The sequence below is a fragment of the Nocardia ninae NBRC 108245 genome (assembly GCF_007990755.1).
In the GTDB taxonomy this organism is placed as follows: Bacteria; Actinomycetota; Actinomycetes; order Mycobacteriales; family Mycobacteriaceae; genus Nocardia; species Nocardia ninae.
This window is the reverse complement of sequence record NZ_BJXA01000022.1, coordinates 14326-30771: the sequence shown is the minus strand read 5'-3', so window position 1 is coordinate 30771 and position 16446 is coordinate 14326. Positions and strand designations below refer to the sequence as shown.

13 protein-coding genes and 1 tRNA gene are annotated in these 16446 nt (G+C 64.3%); 4 read left to right on the top strand and 10 right to left on the bottom strand.

The features are described from left to right. Nucleotides 1-264 precede the first annotated feature (264 nt). The gene (locus NN4_RS17900; RefSeq protein WP_147132386.1) at nt 265-966 is read left to right on the top strand and encodes a thioredoxin domain-containing protein; all 702 of its coding nucleotides are present in this window, start codon (nt 265-267) and stop codon (nt 964-966) included. 108 nt (nt 967-1074) lie between these two features. Continuing rightward, nucleotides 1075-1878: an SAM-dependent methyltransferase gene (locus NN4_RS17895; protein WP_147132383.1), complete on the top strand. Its 804-nt coding sequence runs from the start codon at nt 1075-1077 to the stop codon at nt 1876-1878. Nucleotides 1879-2309: 431 nt separating this feature from the next. Here NN4_RS17895 and NN4_RS17890 read toward each other — a convergent pair whose 3' ends face one another. Further along, nucleotides 2310-3767, bottom strand: coding sequence for a DUF222 domain-containing protein (locus NN4_RS17890; protein WP_147132380.1), 1458 nt, complete (start codon nt 3765-3767; stop codon nt 2310-2312). A gap of 122 nt (nt 3768-3889) precedes the next feature. On the opposite strand from NN4_RS17890, the gene NN4_RS17885 reads away from it, so the two are divergent. Next, nucleotides 3890-3962: transfer RNA gene (locus NN4_RS17885), tRNA-Ala, on the top strand. A 1576-nt stretch (nt 3963-5538) separates the two neighbouring features. On the opposite strand, the gene NN4_RS17880 is transcribed toward NN4_RS17885, so the two are convergent. Next, the gene (locus NN4_RS17880; RefSeq protein ID WP_147132377.1) at nt 5539-5802 is read right to left on the bottom strand and encodes a hypothetical protein; all 264 of its coding nucleotides are present in this window, start codon (nt 5800-5802) and stop codon (nt 5539-5541) included. Between the two features lie 514 nt (nt 5803-6316). Continuing rightward, nucleotides 6317-7756, bottom strand: a complete 1440-nt coding sequence (locus NN4_RS17875) for a carotenoid oxygenase family protein (protein ID WP_147132372.1) — start codon at nt 7754-7756, stop codon at nt 6317-6319. A 91-nt stretch (nt 7757-7847) separates the two neighbouring features. Between NN4_RS17875 and NN4_RS17870 the strand changes: the two genes are divergently transcribed. Beyond that, the gene (locus NN4_RS17870; protein WP_147132369.1) at nt 7848-8477 is read left to right on the top strand and encodes a TetR/AcrR family transcriptional regulator; all 630 of its coding nucleotides are present in this window, start codon (nt 7848-7850) and stop codon (nt 8475-8477) included. A gap of 551 nt (nt 8478-9028) precedes the next feature. On the opposite strand, the gene NN4_RS17865 is transcribed toward NN4_RS17870, so the two are convergent. The 7 genes from NN4_RS17865 to NN4_RS17835 all read right to left on the bottom strand — a co-directional run bounded on the left by NN4_RS17865 (nt 9029) and on the right by NN4_RS17835 (nt 16421). Beyond that, nucleotides 9029-9496, bottom strand: a complete 468-nt coding sequence (locus NN4_RS17865) for a helix-turn-helix domain-containing protein (RefSeq protein ID WP_147132365.1) — start codon at nt 9494-9496, stop codon at nt 9029-9031. Nucleotides 9497-9584: 88 nt separating this feature from the next. Then, nucleotides 9585-10817: a DUF6545 domain-containing protein gene (locus tag NN4_RS17860; protein WP_147132362.1), complete on the bottom strand. Its 1233-nt coding sequence runs from the start codon at nt 10815-10817 to the stop codon at nt 9585-9587. Nucleotides 10818-10820: 3 nt separating this feature from the next. After that, nucleotides 10821-11351 (bottom strand): hypothetical protein, encoded by a 531-nt coding sequence (locus tag NN4_RS17855; protein ID WP_147132359.1) that lies wholly within the window; start codon nt 11349-11351, stop codon nt 10821-10823. Nucleotides 11352-11542: 191 nt separating this feature from the next. Continuing rightward, nucleotides 11543-12907 carry a cytochrome P450 gene (locus NN4_RS17850; RefSeq protein WP_246180931.1) on the bottom strand — a complete coding sequence of 455 codons (1365 nt, stop codon included), beginning with the start codon at nt 12905-12907 and terminating at the stop codon, nt 11543-11545. A gap of 155 nt (nt 12908-13062) precedes the next feature. Continuing rightward, nucleotides 13063-13908 (bottom strand): SDR family oxidoreductase, encoded by an 846-nt coding sequence (locus NN4_RS17845; RefSeq protein ID WP_222595096.1) that lies wholly within the window; start codon nt 13906-13908, stop codon nt 13063-13065. 14 nt (nt 13909-13922) lie between these two features. Beyond that, a complete protein-coding gene (locus tag NN4_RS17840; protein WP_147132356.1) occupies nt 13923-14399 on the bottom strand; it encodes a PaaI family thioesterase in 477 nt (158 codons plus the stop codon). A 453-nt stretch (nt 14400-14852) separates the two neighbouring features. Continuing rightward, entirely contained in the window at nt 14853-16421 is a 1569-nt protein-coding gene (locus NN4_RS17835) for an NAD(P)/FAD-dependent oxidoreductase (protein ID WP_186818492.1), read from the bottom strand. Nucleotides 16422-16446: the final 25 nt, after the last annotated feature.

Here is a 16446-nt window from a genome sequence, read left to right as displayed (position 1 = left end):
GGGCTCTGCCCGTCTTTGGAAAGCTGCCGCGGGCAGCGGTACCAGCACATTCGGTGCATGAAATTGCTGGGTGCACTGTGCGCGGGGAGAATTCGCGCGTGGCAGTCGCGCGGTACCGGGCGCGGGTCGACCGTGGCTGCTGTGCGAGTCCTCGACCAGGTGTGTGGCGCGCCGCAGCGGGTGGGGGCTGGCGGTGGGGTGTGCTCGGTGTTGCGGCAGAGTGGTGGGGTGAGCGAATCGCGTTCGAACTACACTCCTCGGCCCATGTCCAGCAAGACCACCTACGCGCTGGGCGCCGTTGCCCTCGCGTTGATCGCGGTGATCGTGATCGCGGCGATCAACTGGGGGCACGACGAGCCGAGCGTGCGCAACGACGGGTACGGGTCCGCGCACGATCCCGGTGTGCGCGTGCTGCTGGAGCCGGACGGTTCGATCCTGCTCGGCAAGCCCAACGCACCGAAGACGGTCGACTTCTACGAGGACCCGATCTGCCCCGCCTGCGGCAACCTCGAACGCATCGCCGGCCAGGAGATCGCGCAGCGCATCGATGAGGGCAAGCTAGCCGTGCGCTATCGGCTGGTGAATTTCCTCGACAACCGTTCGCGGAGCAAGGATTACTCGACGCGCGCGGTCGCCGCCAATCAATGTGTCGCAGAAGGCGGCTCGGGCCCGGTCTACTCGAAATTCCACACCGAGCTGTTCACCACCAAACGGCCGAGCGAAGGCGGCGCCGATCTCGACAATGCCGAACTCGCCGCGATCGCCCGGGTCGCGGGCGCTGCGGAATCGGTGTTGCAATGCATCTCCACCGGCGCCAGGGTCGAAGCGGCGCGGACCGACGCGACAGCCGCGATGACCGCTCTCGAAGCGGCGCTCGGCAAGTCCGCGGGCACCCCGTCCGTTTTCGACGGAAAGTCCAAAATCGATATCAGCAACGAGGACTGGGTGGACGCGCTCACCCGGTGATGTCGACTTGGTACAGATCGGGCAATAGCGCCACACGCTATCCGGCTACGTCGCTAGGCTTTTCGGTGGCGGTCAGACGTCCGAGTATCGCGCGCAAAGGGCTGAACGATGACGAATTCCGAGTCGGCACACGTCGAGTTCGACGTGACCAAGCCGAGCATCTCCCGCGTCTACGATGCGATGCTCGGCGGCAAGGATTACTACCCCTCCGATGAACGAGTGCTCGATCATCTGCGCGAGGCCATGCCGGACGTCTACGAGCTGGCCAAACTGAATCGTGCGGCCCTCAATCGCGGGGTGCGCTACCTGGCCGGTACCGCCGGCTTGACGCAGTATCTGGACCTCGGTGCCGGGCTACCCACGATGGAGAACACCCATCAGGTCGCGCAGGAACTGCAACCGGACGCCAGCGTCATCTATGTCGACAACGATCCGATCGTGCTGGCGCACGCGCGCGCACTGATGAGCTTGAACGGCCGGACCGGTGTCATCACCGCTGACCTGCGTGACCCCGAGGGTGTGCTGGCGCATCCGGATGTGCAGCGGTTGATCGACTTTTCCCAGCCGGTGGCCGTCATGCTCGTCGGCATGCTGCATCACCTGCACGACGACGAAGATCCCGAAGGTGTTGTCGACGCGTATCTGGATGCCGTGCCCGTGGGCAGCCATCTGTTCATCACGCATTTCTTACACACCGGCGAGGAATCGCGGGCCTTGGAGAAGTCCTTCCTGGAATTCCTCGGCACCGGACGGTTCCGAACCTACGACGAGATCATCCGCTTGTTCCGCGGCTGCGAACTGGTCGAGCCGGGTCTGGTGCCGTTATCGCATTGGCGACCGGATGGCATCGTGCGCGACAAGCTGACGCTCGTCGAGGAGATCATCGTCGGCGGGATCGCCGTCAAGTCCTGAGGCCGGGCCGGACACACCTACGTTGTCGCGGCTCGACCCCGCTCGTCGCGCGATCCGACCCCGAAACTGCTAGCGCCGAGTATTCGGGTGGCTAGAGGGCCGAGCCGACGATCTCGTCGTGGACTCGGCCCGCTCGGCGGGGGTATCCGGCTACCCCAGTCGGCCGGACCCTGCCCGCCGAGCATTCGGTTGGTCAGGGGGCCGGACCGTCGCATCCACCACCCGACGGCCCGGCCCGTTCGACGGCGCGGCCCGAAATTCCCCCTGGACCGCAGCGCGTCGTTCGTGGGGCCGAGCCGCCGACTCCACCTGTCGGCGACTCGGCCCGTTCGACGGCGCGGTCCTGCTTCCCCAGTCGGCCGGGACCGCCGCGCGTCGAATTTTTCAGTTGGTCTGTGGGGGACTTTTGTGATTCCCCGAGGTGGTCTCGTTCAGTACGCGGTGTTGATCACCGGAGTTGTTGTGTCGTCGGGAATCTCGTCCTCCGGCGCGATTCGACACAGGTGGCGGTGCACCAGCGCGTGGCCGCGGAACGGGTAGGCGAGATCGTCCGGAACGTTGCGTGCGGGCTCGGTCTGCGATGAGTTGTCGCTCCGGCCGGTGGGCGCGTCGATGTCTTTGTGCGGGAACAGATATCGGGCACCTTCACGCGAGGTGGTGTGTACATCGCCGGTCGGGGTGGTCCACTGCAACCGATCCGGATCGGCCAGCCAGGTTTCCCACGGGACTTTTCTCTTGTCCGCCAACGTTTTCAAGCGGTGGTGTCGCAGGCACAGCACCGTCACTTCGGCGCGGGTGGCCGAGTTTCGTTGATCCAGCTCGGATTCGGCGGCCGGCATCGTGCACCCGGGGAACCGGCACATGCCGTCCAGCGCCCGCACCTCTCGTTCCAAACGCGCCGTATGCTGCAGCAGTGTCGCTGGTAACCGCGCGGCCTGTTCCTTGTCGACCGGCTCGTCGGCATCCGACTGTTCCGGAATCACTTGGAACCGAGCGTTTTCCGCGAGCATCCGCGCCAACCCGGCATCGATCGGCCCGTACCCGGCCAGAAACGCGGGTGCGTCCTGCATGCCGAGCAAGCTGTCCGCCGGAATCCCGATCTGAATCAACGGCCGCCGCGGCGCGTCCCCCGCCACCTCTACCTTCGGACATCGTGCACCGCGCCCACACCCGCACCGCAACCGCCCCGACCCATCGGCCAACGCCACCAGTGCATCGGCCCGCCGCTGCGGCATCGTCCGCGGATCCGCCGCACACACCTGCAAGCTCATCTCCCGCAGCCGCATCGCCACCGTCTGCGCGCCCGGCGCAGGCAGCACCCCGTCGAACACAGCCATGCTGTCCTGCAACGCCCGGATCCGCACGTCCCGATCGTCCTGCCGCCGTTCCCGCCGTCGTTGCGCCCCACCGGGATCCAGCCGCGCCGCCCACCGCCGCGCCGCCTGTCGCAGCCGCACCGGCGTGGTCCGCCCCGCCGTCTCCAGCAACCGCGGCTCCAACTCGCCGAGCACGTCTCTGGCGACCGCACGCGTGCTGTCGATGATCACCCGCACCTTCGCCAGGTCGATCCGCCCCGCGGCGAACTCCGCCCGCGTGCGCGGCAACCAATCCTCCAGCGCCAAACCCACATCGATCATCGCCGCTGCAGACCCCTCATCGACCTGCAGCGCCACCGCCGCCTCCGTCGCCGCGAACTCACCCGCCCGCACCCCACCCGGCCCTGGCTCCGCACTCACCGCCCGATGCCGCCGATACAACTCGCGCACCGCGAACACCTCCGCCGCCTGCGCCGCCGCCGAAGCCCCATGCGCCGTCCGAAGGGCCTCGATCAACCCCTCATCGCTCATGGCCTGAAAGTCCAGTACCGAGGAACCGCTTCCTTCGAACATGTGTTCGATTCTACGACCGTCAGCCCCCCGCCGCTACCCCCGATTCAACGCGATTTGGCTGCCACCACACCCGTGGTGTAACTTCGTTCAGGCAGTCAGGGAAACCTGAAAGCAACCCACTCGGGGCTATGGCGCAGCTGGTAGCGCACCACACTGGCAGTGTGGGGGTCAGGGGTTCGAGTCCCCTTAGCTCCACTTCAAGGGAGTAGGCAGAGTTCTGCCTACTCCCTTACTCCGTTTTCGGGTCGACTTTTCGACATGGTTGATCCGTGGTGTTTCGGCCGTCCCGGTGCGAAGGTCGGCGAGTAGTTGGTCGGTCCGACCTGCTGCCTTGACTGCTAGGGGCAGTTAGCGCCCGTGGTGAGCGGTGTCTTCCAATGAGCGCTGGCTGTGCTCGTAACGTGCTGGCGAGGAGTTGTCCGTGCGGTAACCCATGCTCGGCGGTATGCGGGACGATGTTTTCCCGCCGCCAGGCGTTGTCGAACCATGTGGCTCACCTCGCTCCGCGCGGCGATCTGCGCCGCCGGGCAGCTATTTCTGGAAATTTTTGTGGCAGAGGGTGATTGACCTGGTGACCGGTTCCACCTGCTAACGACGAGATCGTCACCGAATGCCCCGAATCGCCAGACCCGAGGAGTTCGGTGTCACGCTCGACGCCGTGGTCGCATGTTTCCTGGACACCGGTCGGTCACCCGGCGTGTGAGCGCAGCGTCGGCTACTGAGCCGCAGAGCTTGAAAGCCTGGACAACTTGCTGAATTGGCGATTCAGAGCGGTCGCCCGGCAGCCACACCACTTCGTCCGGACCGAGCGGTAAGCGGCAGAAGCGGATATTCGCGTGGCCACAGGGAATCCCGACGAACGGCGATACTGGCAAGCATGACGATCAACCTGCGTGCGTGGACCGGGGAGTTCCACGACGTGTCCTGGACCGAGGTAGCGCGATTCTTTCGAGCGATATCCGACAGTTACCCCGACTTCCAACACCTGACCGACATTGTGGACAGCATCCGGGGGTCCGGCTGCGATCACCAGTTGGCAGGGCAGATGTCGATGCACGATCTGATAGTCACCACTCGTCCCATTCCGGAACCACCTATCGAGGAGGTTGTAGTCCGAGCACCCGGCTCGCTCGTGCCGGTACCTGAGGGCGCCGTGGTCATCGATTGCTTGTCTGACGCGTCTCGCGCCAATCGGATCGTCGCTCCGGTCAGCGAGGCGGTACCACTGTTCTGGCGATTCGCGACTGCCAGCTTTGGGGTCACGCCGATCGGTCCGCCCGAATAGATCAACCGCAGCATCCGCGATCGCACGATATTCGGCAATACCGGATGCTCTGAGCCGTGCCGACTCTGGTCCGCCGGCGACCGCACAATGGCCGCTTCGCTCAGCGCGAACAGCGGCATGAGCGCTCACTACTGTTGTATGTAGTCAGCCTTGTGGATAGACACGGGTCAGTCGCGGCCAATCGTGCCAGCATTGGCAGTCGACCGCACGGCAGTGCATCCAGCCGCCGCACTCCTCGTCCGGGTTCCACACGGTGTGTTCGGAGATCGGGTGCGGGCATACACCACATACTTCGGGTGGTATCCGCTGCGGGTTGGGCTCGCTCATGAGCAGCAATCATTGACGATCGACCGCAGTGCACGCCGGATTCGACACCCGGCGCGTTCTGCCGACGTACCCGGCTGGAACGCGCAGGTCGCGGCAGATGCGGACATTCTGAGGGGCGGCCGGACCGGCGCTCCACCAATCTGCCACTCGGGGGGGAGCTCACGAATCGCTGATGAGAACCAGCACCACGACAATGCAGCAGGTGAACGAGGCGAGGGTGAGGATGAACACCAGCAGCCAACCTGGCGTCACCCGCTTCTGCCGGGGGACAACGTTGGCGATGAGACCAACGATCGAGCCTGCGATAACGAAAACCAGGAGCACGAGCAGACCTGAGTCCGACGGAAAAAGATACCCGATACAAACGACCCAGACCCCATACAGCGTGGCGGCCACAATCGCCGAGCGCTCCCGCCGGATCACCCTGGACACCGTCGATTTCGGTAGCATCCGTCATCTTCCCTTCGGCAGAGCCGCGACCATCATGTTCTGCACCGAGGGGACGGGCGGCCAAGTGATCGATCACTTTTCGAACGGGCGATGCCAACGGGGCGCCGATGCCTACGACTATGCGCTGCCGTTTCTTCATGGCCCTTCGCCTGGCATATCGCCAAGTACTGGTCCTCATTACAGATGCTCGCTCGTCAGCAGTAGCGCGCGTTCACGTGAACGCGCGCTACTCGGCTACTGGGTGCATTGGATCGCCGAGCCGGATGTCGTTGTTGGACAACCGATCTGGGTCCAGTCCTGCCGCCGGACAAGATCCGTCGAATCCTCATGCCCCAGGACAGGCGATATACCGTCGAGCGCGCGCCTCTCGGCAATATCGTGCGTTGCTCACATCGAGATGATCTCTGCCCGTTGATCTTCCGGTGTGCCGCGTGGCCGGTTCCAACAGCGCGCAACGCGGCATTTGAGTGTGTTTGCGGTGGAGTGTTCAGGGGTGGGTTGGTGTGCCTGGTTGTGCGAGGCGGTGGGTGAAGGTGCCGTGGAAGCCCCAGGGGATGTGGTGGTTGAGCCAGGCGGTGGCGATGGGGCCTTTCTCGAGGTCGCGGGCGTCGAGGATGAGGAGGTGGGAGCGGTTTTCGGTGAGGTCGTGATTAAGGGCGAGTAGCCAGCCGTCGTCTTCTGCGGCGTCGGGAGTACGGGGGACGAACAGGGGTTCGCCGACCGAGCTGTCGGCGAGGTCGCAGCTGGTGGTGGTGCCGGTGCGGTGGTCGATCTTGGTGATGGTGTTGAACCCTCCGGCGGGACCGCCTGCCCCGGCGAGGTAGCTGTAGCGGTGTGCGCGGGTGGAGCGGCGCCAATCGTACTGGGGGAATTCGCCCGCGCGGTCGCAGAGTTGTCGTTCGATAACGTTGCCGCTCTTGGTGATTCGATATTGCATGAGTCGCGAGTCGGGGAATTGCGGGGTGTCGGCGGTGCCGAGGTTGACCATGCCGGTCATGGCGCGGAGCCGCTCCCACTCGGTGTCCAAGCGGACCAGTTCGATGACGACGTCGTCGCCGTCGTCGTAGGCATTGGTGAGGTGGACGTGTAGCAGGGCGTCGTGTTCGACGATGCGGGGCTGTCCTCCATGTTTGGGGACGAGCAGGAACCGGGTTGGCTTGCGGGGCTTGAATTCCAGGGAATCGATGAACGAATCGGCCGCCAAGGCGATCTTGCGGATGTTCGGGAGTAGGGGGTCGAGGACGAACGCCATGTAGGTGCCGGTGAGGGCGAAGTCGTGGTTCCAGGGCAGGTCCCACATGGCTACGGTTGCCAGCCGATGGCACCGTCCGGCCCGGTCGAGGCGGTAGGTGCGCAGGCGGGGTGTGGGTAGCAGGTCGAGACCGAAGTTGTACATGTCGCCGGTGGCCGGGTCCCATTTCGGATGTGCCGAGAACGCGCCGAGGAATCCGAGTCGTCCGCCGAAGTCGGTGGGGCCCAGGGTTTCCAGGGAGTGCGGGTCGATGCGGTGCGGGTTGCCCAGTTCCCACAGGGCCAGCAGCCCACCGGCGTAGTTGACGATGTTGGTGTTGGCCACGTTCGCGGGGCGTCGTCCGATATTGGCGAGCGGACCACCGGGGATTTGGTCGCCGACACCACGGTAACGGACGCGGTCACTGGTTTGTCCGTGCTCGAAGTGAGGAGTGCGCACGTATCGGTTGCGGAATCGCACCGACGAACCATCGAGCACGAACTGCGAGATCATCCCGTCACCGTCGAAAACATTGTGCAGCAACGATTTACCGACCTGGAACTTGCCTGGTCCGATGCGGTACAGCGTGCCGGTCAGGTCCTTGGGTAGTTGCCCGTCGATCTGGTCGATCATGTAGTCGTGTTCGTCGAGCAGGGGTGCGGTGGCGGCGTGATACGCGGTGAGGCTGGTGGTCATTCGCGGATTCTCCTTTGAACCACTAATCTGATGACAAACGTCATCTGATGGCATGTGTCTGCCAATGTAAGGAGGGGTTAGAGTGCTGTCAATGGCCAGATCAGCAACCGCACGCAGCTACGGCGGCATCAGCGCCGAAAACCGTCGCACCGAACGCCGTATCCGGCTGCTCGCCGCGGCACGCGAGATCTGGGGCGAGGCGGGATTGCCCGCGGTGACCGTGCGCGGGGTGTGCAAGCAGGCCGGATTGACCGACCGCTACTTCTACGAGCACTTCGCCAACCGCGACGAACTCCTCGCCGCCGTCGCCGATGAGCTACGTGAGCAATTGCTGGCTGTTCTGGTGCAATCCGGCCTCACCGCAGACGGGACCGCCGAGGACAAACTCCGCTCGGCACTGGGCACATTCCTGCAAGCCATCGCGGACGACCGGCGCATCCATCGCATCATCGCCAGCGACTTCAATGCCGTGCCGGTCCTGGCTCAACGCCGCCGTGACGTTCTGGCCACCATCACCGACCTCGTCGTTCAGAATGTCCCGGACGCCCTGCCCGGCGACTACGACCCCGTAGCGCTACGTCGTGCAGCCCTGTTCATCACCGGTGGCGTCAACCAGCTCATCGAGACCTGGCTCGACCACCTCACCGACCTGACCGCCGACGAGCTTGCCGCATCCTGCGCCCGCATGTGCATCAGCGTTGTCGAACAGGCGCGCCACTGATCATTGCCCGGAAGGTGCTCAGCCACACCCGATTGCCGCTGAAGAGCACCGAAATCGGCATTATCGGGTGTTGGCTAGTCGAGATGCCCTCGACTAACTGATCTTTCGGTGCCGCACGTCAGTTGCTCGCTCGGCGGCTACTAGTGGTCTCGGTCGTTAACTATCGCCTGGCGTGGTGGTCGGTGCGGCAAGCCTATGGCCCGTTGGGAGCTGATGGCTGACCTAGAGTGCGTCAGCGGTCTCGTCGTAGGACGCGGTTTCCGGTGGTTGTCTTGTGGTGTTCATTTCTGTGGTTTTCGGGGGTCGTGGTGGCTTGTTTCCCATTCGAGGATGAGGGCTGCGAGTGTTTCGACGGCGCGGTCGTATTGGGTTGTGGTCATGGGGTGGGTGTCGATTCGTTCGATGTGCCAGCGGGGGTGGTGTGGCTTGGGCGTGGTGGAGGGTTGGTCGGCTGGGTTGGGGGTGTGTTGGTTCATTGGGATACCTGTGTCGGAGTGTGTGGGTGGTATCCCGTGGACGTTCTGTGAGGGGTTTGGTTCGGTTGGTGTGGGTTATCGGGGTCGGCTGTGGGTGTCGCGGCGGGGTATGTCGTGGTGTTGGAGTGCGGTGCGGATGGTGGTGTGGGCGACGTCGAGGCGTTGGGCGATGTGGGCGAGTGATTCGCCGTGCTGGTAGCTGGTGATGGCGTGGTTGATTTCGGTGTCGGTGAGTCGGCGTTGTTTGCGGATGGTGGCGCCGCCGGTGCGGAGGATGTGCAGGATGCTGCCTTTGCCGAGGTGCCATTGGGTGGTGAGTTGGTTGATGCTGGCACCGGCTCGGTAGGCGTGCAGGATGGCGGCGCGGTCGTTGTCGGTGAGTCGGTGTCGTAGGGCGTGGGGTTTGGCTCCGCTGGGGTGGGGTTGGTGGTGTTGTGGCCGGTCAGTGGCGTGTTGGTCGTGGGTGGTGTCGACGGGTCGGATGGTGATGTCGGGACCGGTGACTAGTACGGACCGGTTCGTACGCTGACACGCTGGGCCCACTTTCTAAACAGGTCGGGCCCGGCATTGCCGGGCCCGACCTGTTTCATTGGACCAGATCCCACCGGACGTCTGGGGTTTGCAGCTGACGTTACCGAGTCCGCCGATGACTGCCACCGCGGCTCACCAAGGCTTCCGGACGCTCTGCGGGGTCGGTCGAGAGCAGCTGAATTGCTGGCTGCCACAAGCGAAGCAGTATCTGTAGGTCGGGCACATCCGACCTGCATACGGTCGGCTCGTATGCCGGTTCGCCACCGTTGCCGGCGAGTTGGTCGGCCGCCATAACCAGCTCGGCGACCAGTCGTAGGTGCTCTTGGTCGTTCTCGACGACGGTGGTCTCGATCAGGTCGTCGATGGCGGCCGGCAGGGGTAGCACGTATCGGGCGACGATCTGTGCCGCATCGTGGATTTCGATCCGTCGGCGGTGTAGACGCTCCTGCGCTGAAGCGTTCCAATCGTCGGCCCACTTCGGCCGGAATATGACCTGGGGTGCGGCGGCAGTCAAATCCCGCCAGAGCGGATGCAGCCGTCGCGCGGTGCGCGAGTCGCGATCCAGGCGCAGCAGCTGCGCGACGGCCTGTGCCGTGGACCGGGCCGTCACCGCAACCAGCGCGGTGAAGAGAAACAGTCCTGGCTCGCCTGAGGCGAGTCCATCGGAGACGAGGTCGTACGTGCGCTGGGTCAGTTCGCTGCTGGCCCCTGTCGCGTCCAAAGCGGCGGAAACAACGATCGAGCACACGGGTAGAAAATTGGCGACGCCGAAACACACCGTGGCGACCACCATGATCAATTCCCACCGCGTGGTCGCCCGCCAAGTTATAGCTCGATATCTCAGTGCACACAAGTAGCAAGAAACTACTAGCGGCAGAATCGAATACAACCCGATGTAGGCACCGTATCGCCAACCCCCGTAATCCGCGATCGACGCCATTCCGTGCACTCGCGCCGGACTGCTCAACGCCAGGAATACGACGCCGACAACCACCGACAGCACGATCACGATCTTGAACCGGATTCGGAAATGCACTCGGCCGTATTCGCGGAACATCACTATCCCGAGTCCGCACGCCCAGGCCGTCACGGTCAGCCAGTGCCAGATATCGAAAACCGTGGGTAGGCCGCCGGGGACAACTCCGGCTATCCGGCGGGCGATGACCGGCTCACGCAGGATGGCTGCTGCCGCATCGAAGCCGAGCACGGTGTTGATCAGGCTGCCGAAAATGGTTGTGCGCGGGGTCAGGACGGGCCGGAGGATCGCGATGGCGACGATGAACACCGTCGCCGGCAACGTGGCCAAGGTCGGCAGGTGGTCGTCCGGCCACATGCACTACAGCTCTTTCATCATCGGGTCGCGGCGTGGTCCGATGCTTCGCGCCCGGGAGCCGATCAGGTTCGCGAACAGCTCCGCTTCATACTCTTCGCTCGAGGCGTAGCTGGATAGTCCACGGGCGGCGATGACTGCGGCGGGGTCGATCTCGTGGTCCAGCGCCAACTCACTGGCCAGTCTCGTCAATTCATCGGTGGGGATCGATGTGTCTTGCCCGTGGCCGAGCAGCATGTGACCGACTTCGTGCAGAGCTACGTGCAGCTCTATAGCGGGATCGGATGACTGTCGAAGCAGGATCACGTCGCAGTCCACGCACGCCAGCCACAGCCCACACAACCCCACCGGGGCGGTCGGCGGGAGCAGCAATCGCACGATCCGGCGCCCGCGTGTGTGCTCGACCGACGCGATGAACTCCTCGACTGTCCAGTCCGCCGGCAGCTCTAGACGGTAGATAATCGAATGCAGCCGGGCACGTGTAGAAATCTGACCTCGGATGAGTTTCCACTTGGCGGCGAATCGGGGTCCAATCACGATTTCCCCCTTACCCTTGCAGATCGGGTCTTACCAACCGCGCATCAACAACGGCGTCATTGCCGCTGGCACAGCGCTTATCGTCGAAAGGTCCATTCGACCGAACTCGACATCATTCCTTGTCCCCGAACTCAGGCTAGCACGTCGGTACCGGACGCGGTCTGCGATCTTGCGTCTGGTGGAATGGCTGTTCAGTTGGTGGCCGCTGAGGTCGGTGATGTTGCCGGAGTGCGGATTTCGGCGCGCATGTGCAGGCGTCGGGGGTGCAGCGTCACCGCGAGGGCGGGCCTCATATCGTTGCCCGGAAGCGCACGCAGGCGCCAGCGGGCGGCGATAGTGGCCAGGGCGATAGCGGCCTCGTCGAGGGCCAGCAGGTCACCGATGCATTTGCGGGCGCCGCCGCCGAAGGGGATCAGTGCGTTCTGCGGTGGCGGTGTGGTGGTATCCCAGCGGTCGGGGTCGAATCGATCGGGTTCGGCATAGACGGCAGGACAGTGGCCGACGAGGTAGCTGCTGTAGGCGACGACGGTGCCCTTCGGTAAGCGGCATCCGCCCAGCTCGGTGTCCTCGGTGACGTGGCGGGTGAGCAGCCACGCGGGTCCGCGCAAGCGCAGTGTCTCGGTGATGAAGTGGCCGGTGAGCGGCAGGTGGGGTAGATCGTCGTAGGTGGCCGCGCGTCCCGCCAGCACACCGTCGACCTCGGCATGCAGGCGCCGGGCGATGTCGGGGTGCCGGTCCAGCTCGTACAGCGCCCAGGTGAGCGCATCGGCGGTGGTGTGGGTGCCCGCATTGAGGAAGGTGATCATTTGATCGCTGATCTCGGTGTCGGACAAGCCTTTTCCGTCGGTGTCGCGGGCATCGAGCAAGGCGGAGAGTAGATCTCCGTGGTCCACGTCCGCGTGGCGGCGGGCGGCAACGAGGTCGCCGAGGGTGCCGCGCAGCCGCGTGATGGACCGCTGGTAGGCGCGGTTGCCCGGGGTGGGCAGCCGGGTCAGCAACTGCGGGACCAAGCTGCGGCGGAAGACTCCGGCGAAGATGGCGTCGATATCGTCGATCGTCTGCGCCGCCGTGGATTCGGGCACCGCTCCGGAGAAGACGACGGTCGCGGTCGCGTTCGCGGCGAACTTCCTTGTCTCCATGAGGATGTCGAGATCCTGCTCGGATTGCCAGGCGCTGGTGATGGCGTCGATCTGCGCCGAGATCGACGCCGCGTACGCGGGCAGCCGACTGCGGTGGAAGGCCGGTTGCAGCATGCGGCGCTGCCGTCGATGTCGGCTGTGTGGGCAGGTGACAAGTCCGTCGCCGAGCGCGCGCCGACCTTGTTCGAACAGCGTTCCGCCGTCCTTGTCGAAGATTCGGTCGTGGCGCAGGACGTGCTGCACCAGCTCCCGGTCGCAGACCAGGATCGCCTCGAGCGGTCCCAGCTCGAAACGGACCAGCTCACCCTGCGCGGGGAGGGAGGAAAGGAACCCGAGCGGATCGCGTACCAGCGGCAGCAGGTGCCCCATCAGCGGCAATCGCCCCCGGGCCATGGGTATCGAAGCAATGGATTTCACTGTGCACCTGCCAGATTCGTGGTCAGCGCAAACTTCGGAGCGGGGTCGGCCGGCATCGTTTGCCGCGGGGCATGACGACGCTGGAACCCCGCTTGTCGTGCAAGGCCGTCAGTCGACGGCGGCAAAGCCGTCGCCTGACGAATCCGTCCGCGAACCTAGCTTTGCGAACCATAGCTGGCGAGGTGATCAGGATTGTCGACGAATTTACGCATCTCGGTGAACATCTGCGCCGCGCCGCCGAGCGACCACCCACCATCGACGGGAATGAGGGCGCCGGTGACGTAACTCGCCATCGGCGAACTCAACCAGAGGCAGCAGTCGGCGATCTCCTGTGTGGTCCCGTATCGGGCCAGCGGCACCGACTCGGTGATGACCTGCTCGATCTGTGGAGTCGGAGCCAGCCGCGCCATCCCCTCGGTGCCGGTGATCGGACCGGGAATGACCGCATTCACTCGGACACCGGCTGCGCCCCACTCGATCGCGCACACTCGGGTCAGCATGTCGACCCCTGCCTTCGCCGAGCATGCGTGCACCTGCATCGGCATCGGGATCGATGATTGCGGTGCGGAGATGTTGATCACCGACGCGCCGGGTTTGCGGAGGTGCTCGTACCCCGCCCGCAGCACGTTGTACGTGCCGGCCAGGTCGATGCCGATGACGGCGTTGAATGCGTTCGACGACATGGCGGTGATCGGCGCGGGGAAGTTGCCCGCCGCACCGGAGACAAGGACGTCCAGTTCACCGAATCGGTCCCGCGCTGAGGTCAACGCCGCGGCGACGGCGTCGAACTCACGCACGTCGGCCACGAATCCGAGCACCGAGCCGCCGTGCTCGCGCAGTTCGGCGACGGCCGCGTCGACCTTCGCCTGTTTACGGGACAGCACGGCGACACTGGCTCCCGCCTTCGCATAGGCGCGTGCGATGCCGAGATTGATACCGCTCGTACCGCCCGCTACGAAAACGCTGCGGCCCGAGTAGTCGAACGGCTGACTCACAGTCATGGGGTTCCTCTGCTTTACGAAGTCGGCACCGGCAGGACTTGCAGCGTGCACGTCGCCGTCGCTACCAGCTTGTCGGATCCGTTGTGTGCTTCCGCGGCGAGGAAAATGGCCGACCGTCCACTTTTGCGCACCACGGTGTGCAACCTCAGCCGTTCGCCGGCGAATACCGGGCGCAGGTAATGCGTAGTCATGTCCAAGCTCGTCGTCGGACCGCGCGCGGTCAGGTAACTGAGCGCCCCGAAGAGGTCATCGATCATCGCCGAGAGAAATCCCCCCTGCAGCAGGCCGACGGCGTTCGCGAACTGCTGCGGCACTGCCACTGTCGCGGTCAACGATCGAGCAGGAACGTATTCTTCGAACTGCATGTCCAAGGTCTTCGTCGACGGCGGCGGAAGCTGGAGGTTGACTCCGGGTGGGATCGGAAAGCTGCGAAGCATTGCGAATGTGTGCTCGAGGATCTGTTCGTGCCCGTGAATCGCGTCATCGCTCATGAGTGCATCCTTCGTTATCGCGGCTGCGTTGCGCCGCTGTCAGAAATGATTCCAATATCGTGTTGAACCCCGGTGCACGTGCGACTGCATGCCCGGCGCCGGGTACCGCTCGACGACTAGGGATGATCAGCGGCCAGCGGGCCTCGAGTACCTGTTGACGGGCCCACGTCACGGGCGAAGACAGCCCGCCGTGCACCAGTACGACCGGAGGCCCGGTCCCCGACCGTTGAACGAACAGGGGCGGCGCGGAGGATTCTGCTGCGGTCATAGCCCTCCTCACCCCGAACGATGGCTGCGTAGCGCTGTGGCATGAGCTCCTGGCTCCCCCTTCCCGCGGCGCGAAACTTACGCGCCGCCAGCATGATCAGTTTAAGCGTCACTGTCGTTTCCAGTGCGAAACATCGACGAATGAACTCGGGGCGGTTCCGCACGCCGTTCGCTTCCGGGCTGCCGTTACCGGACGGTGGTCGCGGTCGGCTCCGGCTGGGGGAGGTCGTATCTCTTGGCGAGTTCTCGCTCGAACGACCCCGCCCATGATTCCAAACGGTCGACATTGCGCCGCATGTCGCGGAAGCACCGGTCGGCGGTCTTGTCGGTGATCAGGTCCAAATGCAGCTGTGTGCAGATAGGTTCCTTGCTGTACTCGAGGAACATGTACTCGTCCGTCGGACGGGTTTGCGTCGCGAAGGCCCGCAGGTTCGCTTGCATGCGCTGCTGGATCCCGTGGAATCGTTGTGCGATGGGATGGAATTCGGCGGCCGCGTCTTCGTTGGCGATCAGGCCGCGGAAGAGCAACTGGGCGGGCAGTGCCCAGTAGAACGAGGTGTCCCAAATGACCTTGGTGAACATGGCAGGCGCGTGTCCGAAGATCGGGTAGTTGTTCAAATAGACCGGAAAGTAGCTCTGCCAGAGATCGTCGAGCAGCAGCTGGTTGTACGTGTCGGCGACAGCCTCGGTCAGTTGGCTCTTGCGGTCGAGTTCGATCATCCGCGTGGTGATGGTGTTGGTGTAGGCGATCCAGTCGGAGCCCGGGCTGTAGAAGGCGTCGAGGAATACGGCTGCCTCGCCGACACAGGACCATCGATGGTGCGAAAACGCTTGCTTGGAAAAGTAACTCGCGTTGCGCACCTTGAGGAAGTCGATGATCTCGGCCTTGTCGATGAACTCGGCGAGCGTCGGTTCGTATTCGTCGAGCCAGCGGCGGGCCTTCGTCTCGGTCGAGTAGGTGCTGAAGGGGTGGACGTTCTCGTCGGTCACGATGCCGACGCTGGTGTTTCCCGACGACAGCGGGATCATCCACACCCAGTAGCCGGTACCCATCAGGTGATTGGTGGAAAACCACCGGCGCTCCTGGGTTTTCGGCGTCCAGGTCGGGCTGGTGGCCGCCGCCATCTTCTCTACGTCGTATTCACCGCGGAAGCGCCACCAGGCCGCGTTGATCTTGTGTGCGCTCGGCGTGCCCAGGCCGAGTTTGCGTTGGATCAGCCGGTGCCGACCCGAGGCGTCGACGAGGAAGCGCGCCCGGACCGTGCGTTCGGTGCTTTCACCCTCCAGTTCGTAGTGGACGAGGTGATCCTCGTCGTCGCCGGCCAGGTCGACATCGGTCACCTTGGCCAGCTCGACGAGATCGACACCGAGTTCCCGAACGCCGCGCCGCAGCTCTCGCTCGAGGATGCCGCGGTCGATCTGATACGAGTGCACGCGCGGGAACCGCCGCGAACCGATCTCGGGCCGGGCCTCGAAGGGGCCGCGGGCATCGCCGAAGAACAAGCGCAGCCCGAGCTTGGGCAACTGCTGCCTATTGAAATGCCCGCTGAGGCCGAGCTGTTCGGTGAAGTAGTGCGAACCGGCTTCGACCGCCGATTCACCCACCTTGTAGGCGGCGTCGGGGATGTCGCCGGTGCTGCGTTCCAGCACCAGCACGGTGCAGTCGGGCATGGCCCGCTTGATCTGCCTCGACGCGGTCAGTCCGGCCAAACCCCCGCCACACACCACGACGTCGTAACGTTCGACTTGATTCATGATTCTTCCGTTCCTGCTGTTCATC

Coding starts and splice junctions, on each gene's coding strand:
- NN4_RS17900 (WP_147132386.1), top strand. CDS start 265: ATGTCCAGCAAGACCACCTACGCGCTGGGCGCCGTTGCCCTCGCGTTG.
- NN4_RS17895 (WP_147132383.1), top strand. CDS start 1,075: ATGACGAATTCCGAGTCGGCACACGTCGAGTTCGACGTGACCAAGCCG.
- NN4_RS17890 (WP_147132380.1), bottom strand. CDS start 3,767: ATGTTCGAAGGAAGCGGTTCCTCGGTACTGGACTTTCAGGCCATGAGC.
- NN4_RS17875 (WP_147132372.1), bottom strand. CDS start 7,756: ATGACCACCAGCCTCACCGCGTATCACGCCGCCACCGCACCCCTGCTC.
- NN4_RS17870 (WP_147132369.1), top strand. CDS start 7,848: ATGGCCAGATCAGCAACCGCACGCAGCTACGGCGGCATCAGCGCCGAA.
- NN4_RS17860 (WP_147132362.1), bottom strand. CDS start 10,817: ATGTGGCCGGACGACCACCTGCCGACCTTGGCCACGTTGCCGGCGACG.
- NN4_RS17845 (WP_222595096.1), bottom strand. CDS start 13,908: ATGACTGTGAGTCAGCCGTTCGACTACTCGGGCCGCAGCGTTTTCGTA.
- NN4_RS17840 (WP_147132356.1), bottom strand. CDS start 14,399: ATGAGCGATGACGCGATTCACGGGCACGAACAGATCCTCGAGCACACA.
- NN4_RS17835 (WP_186818492.1), bottom strand. CDS start 16,421: ATGAATCAAGTCGAACGTTACGACGTCGTGGTGTGTGGCGGGGGTTTG.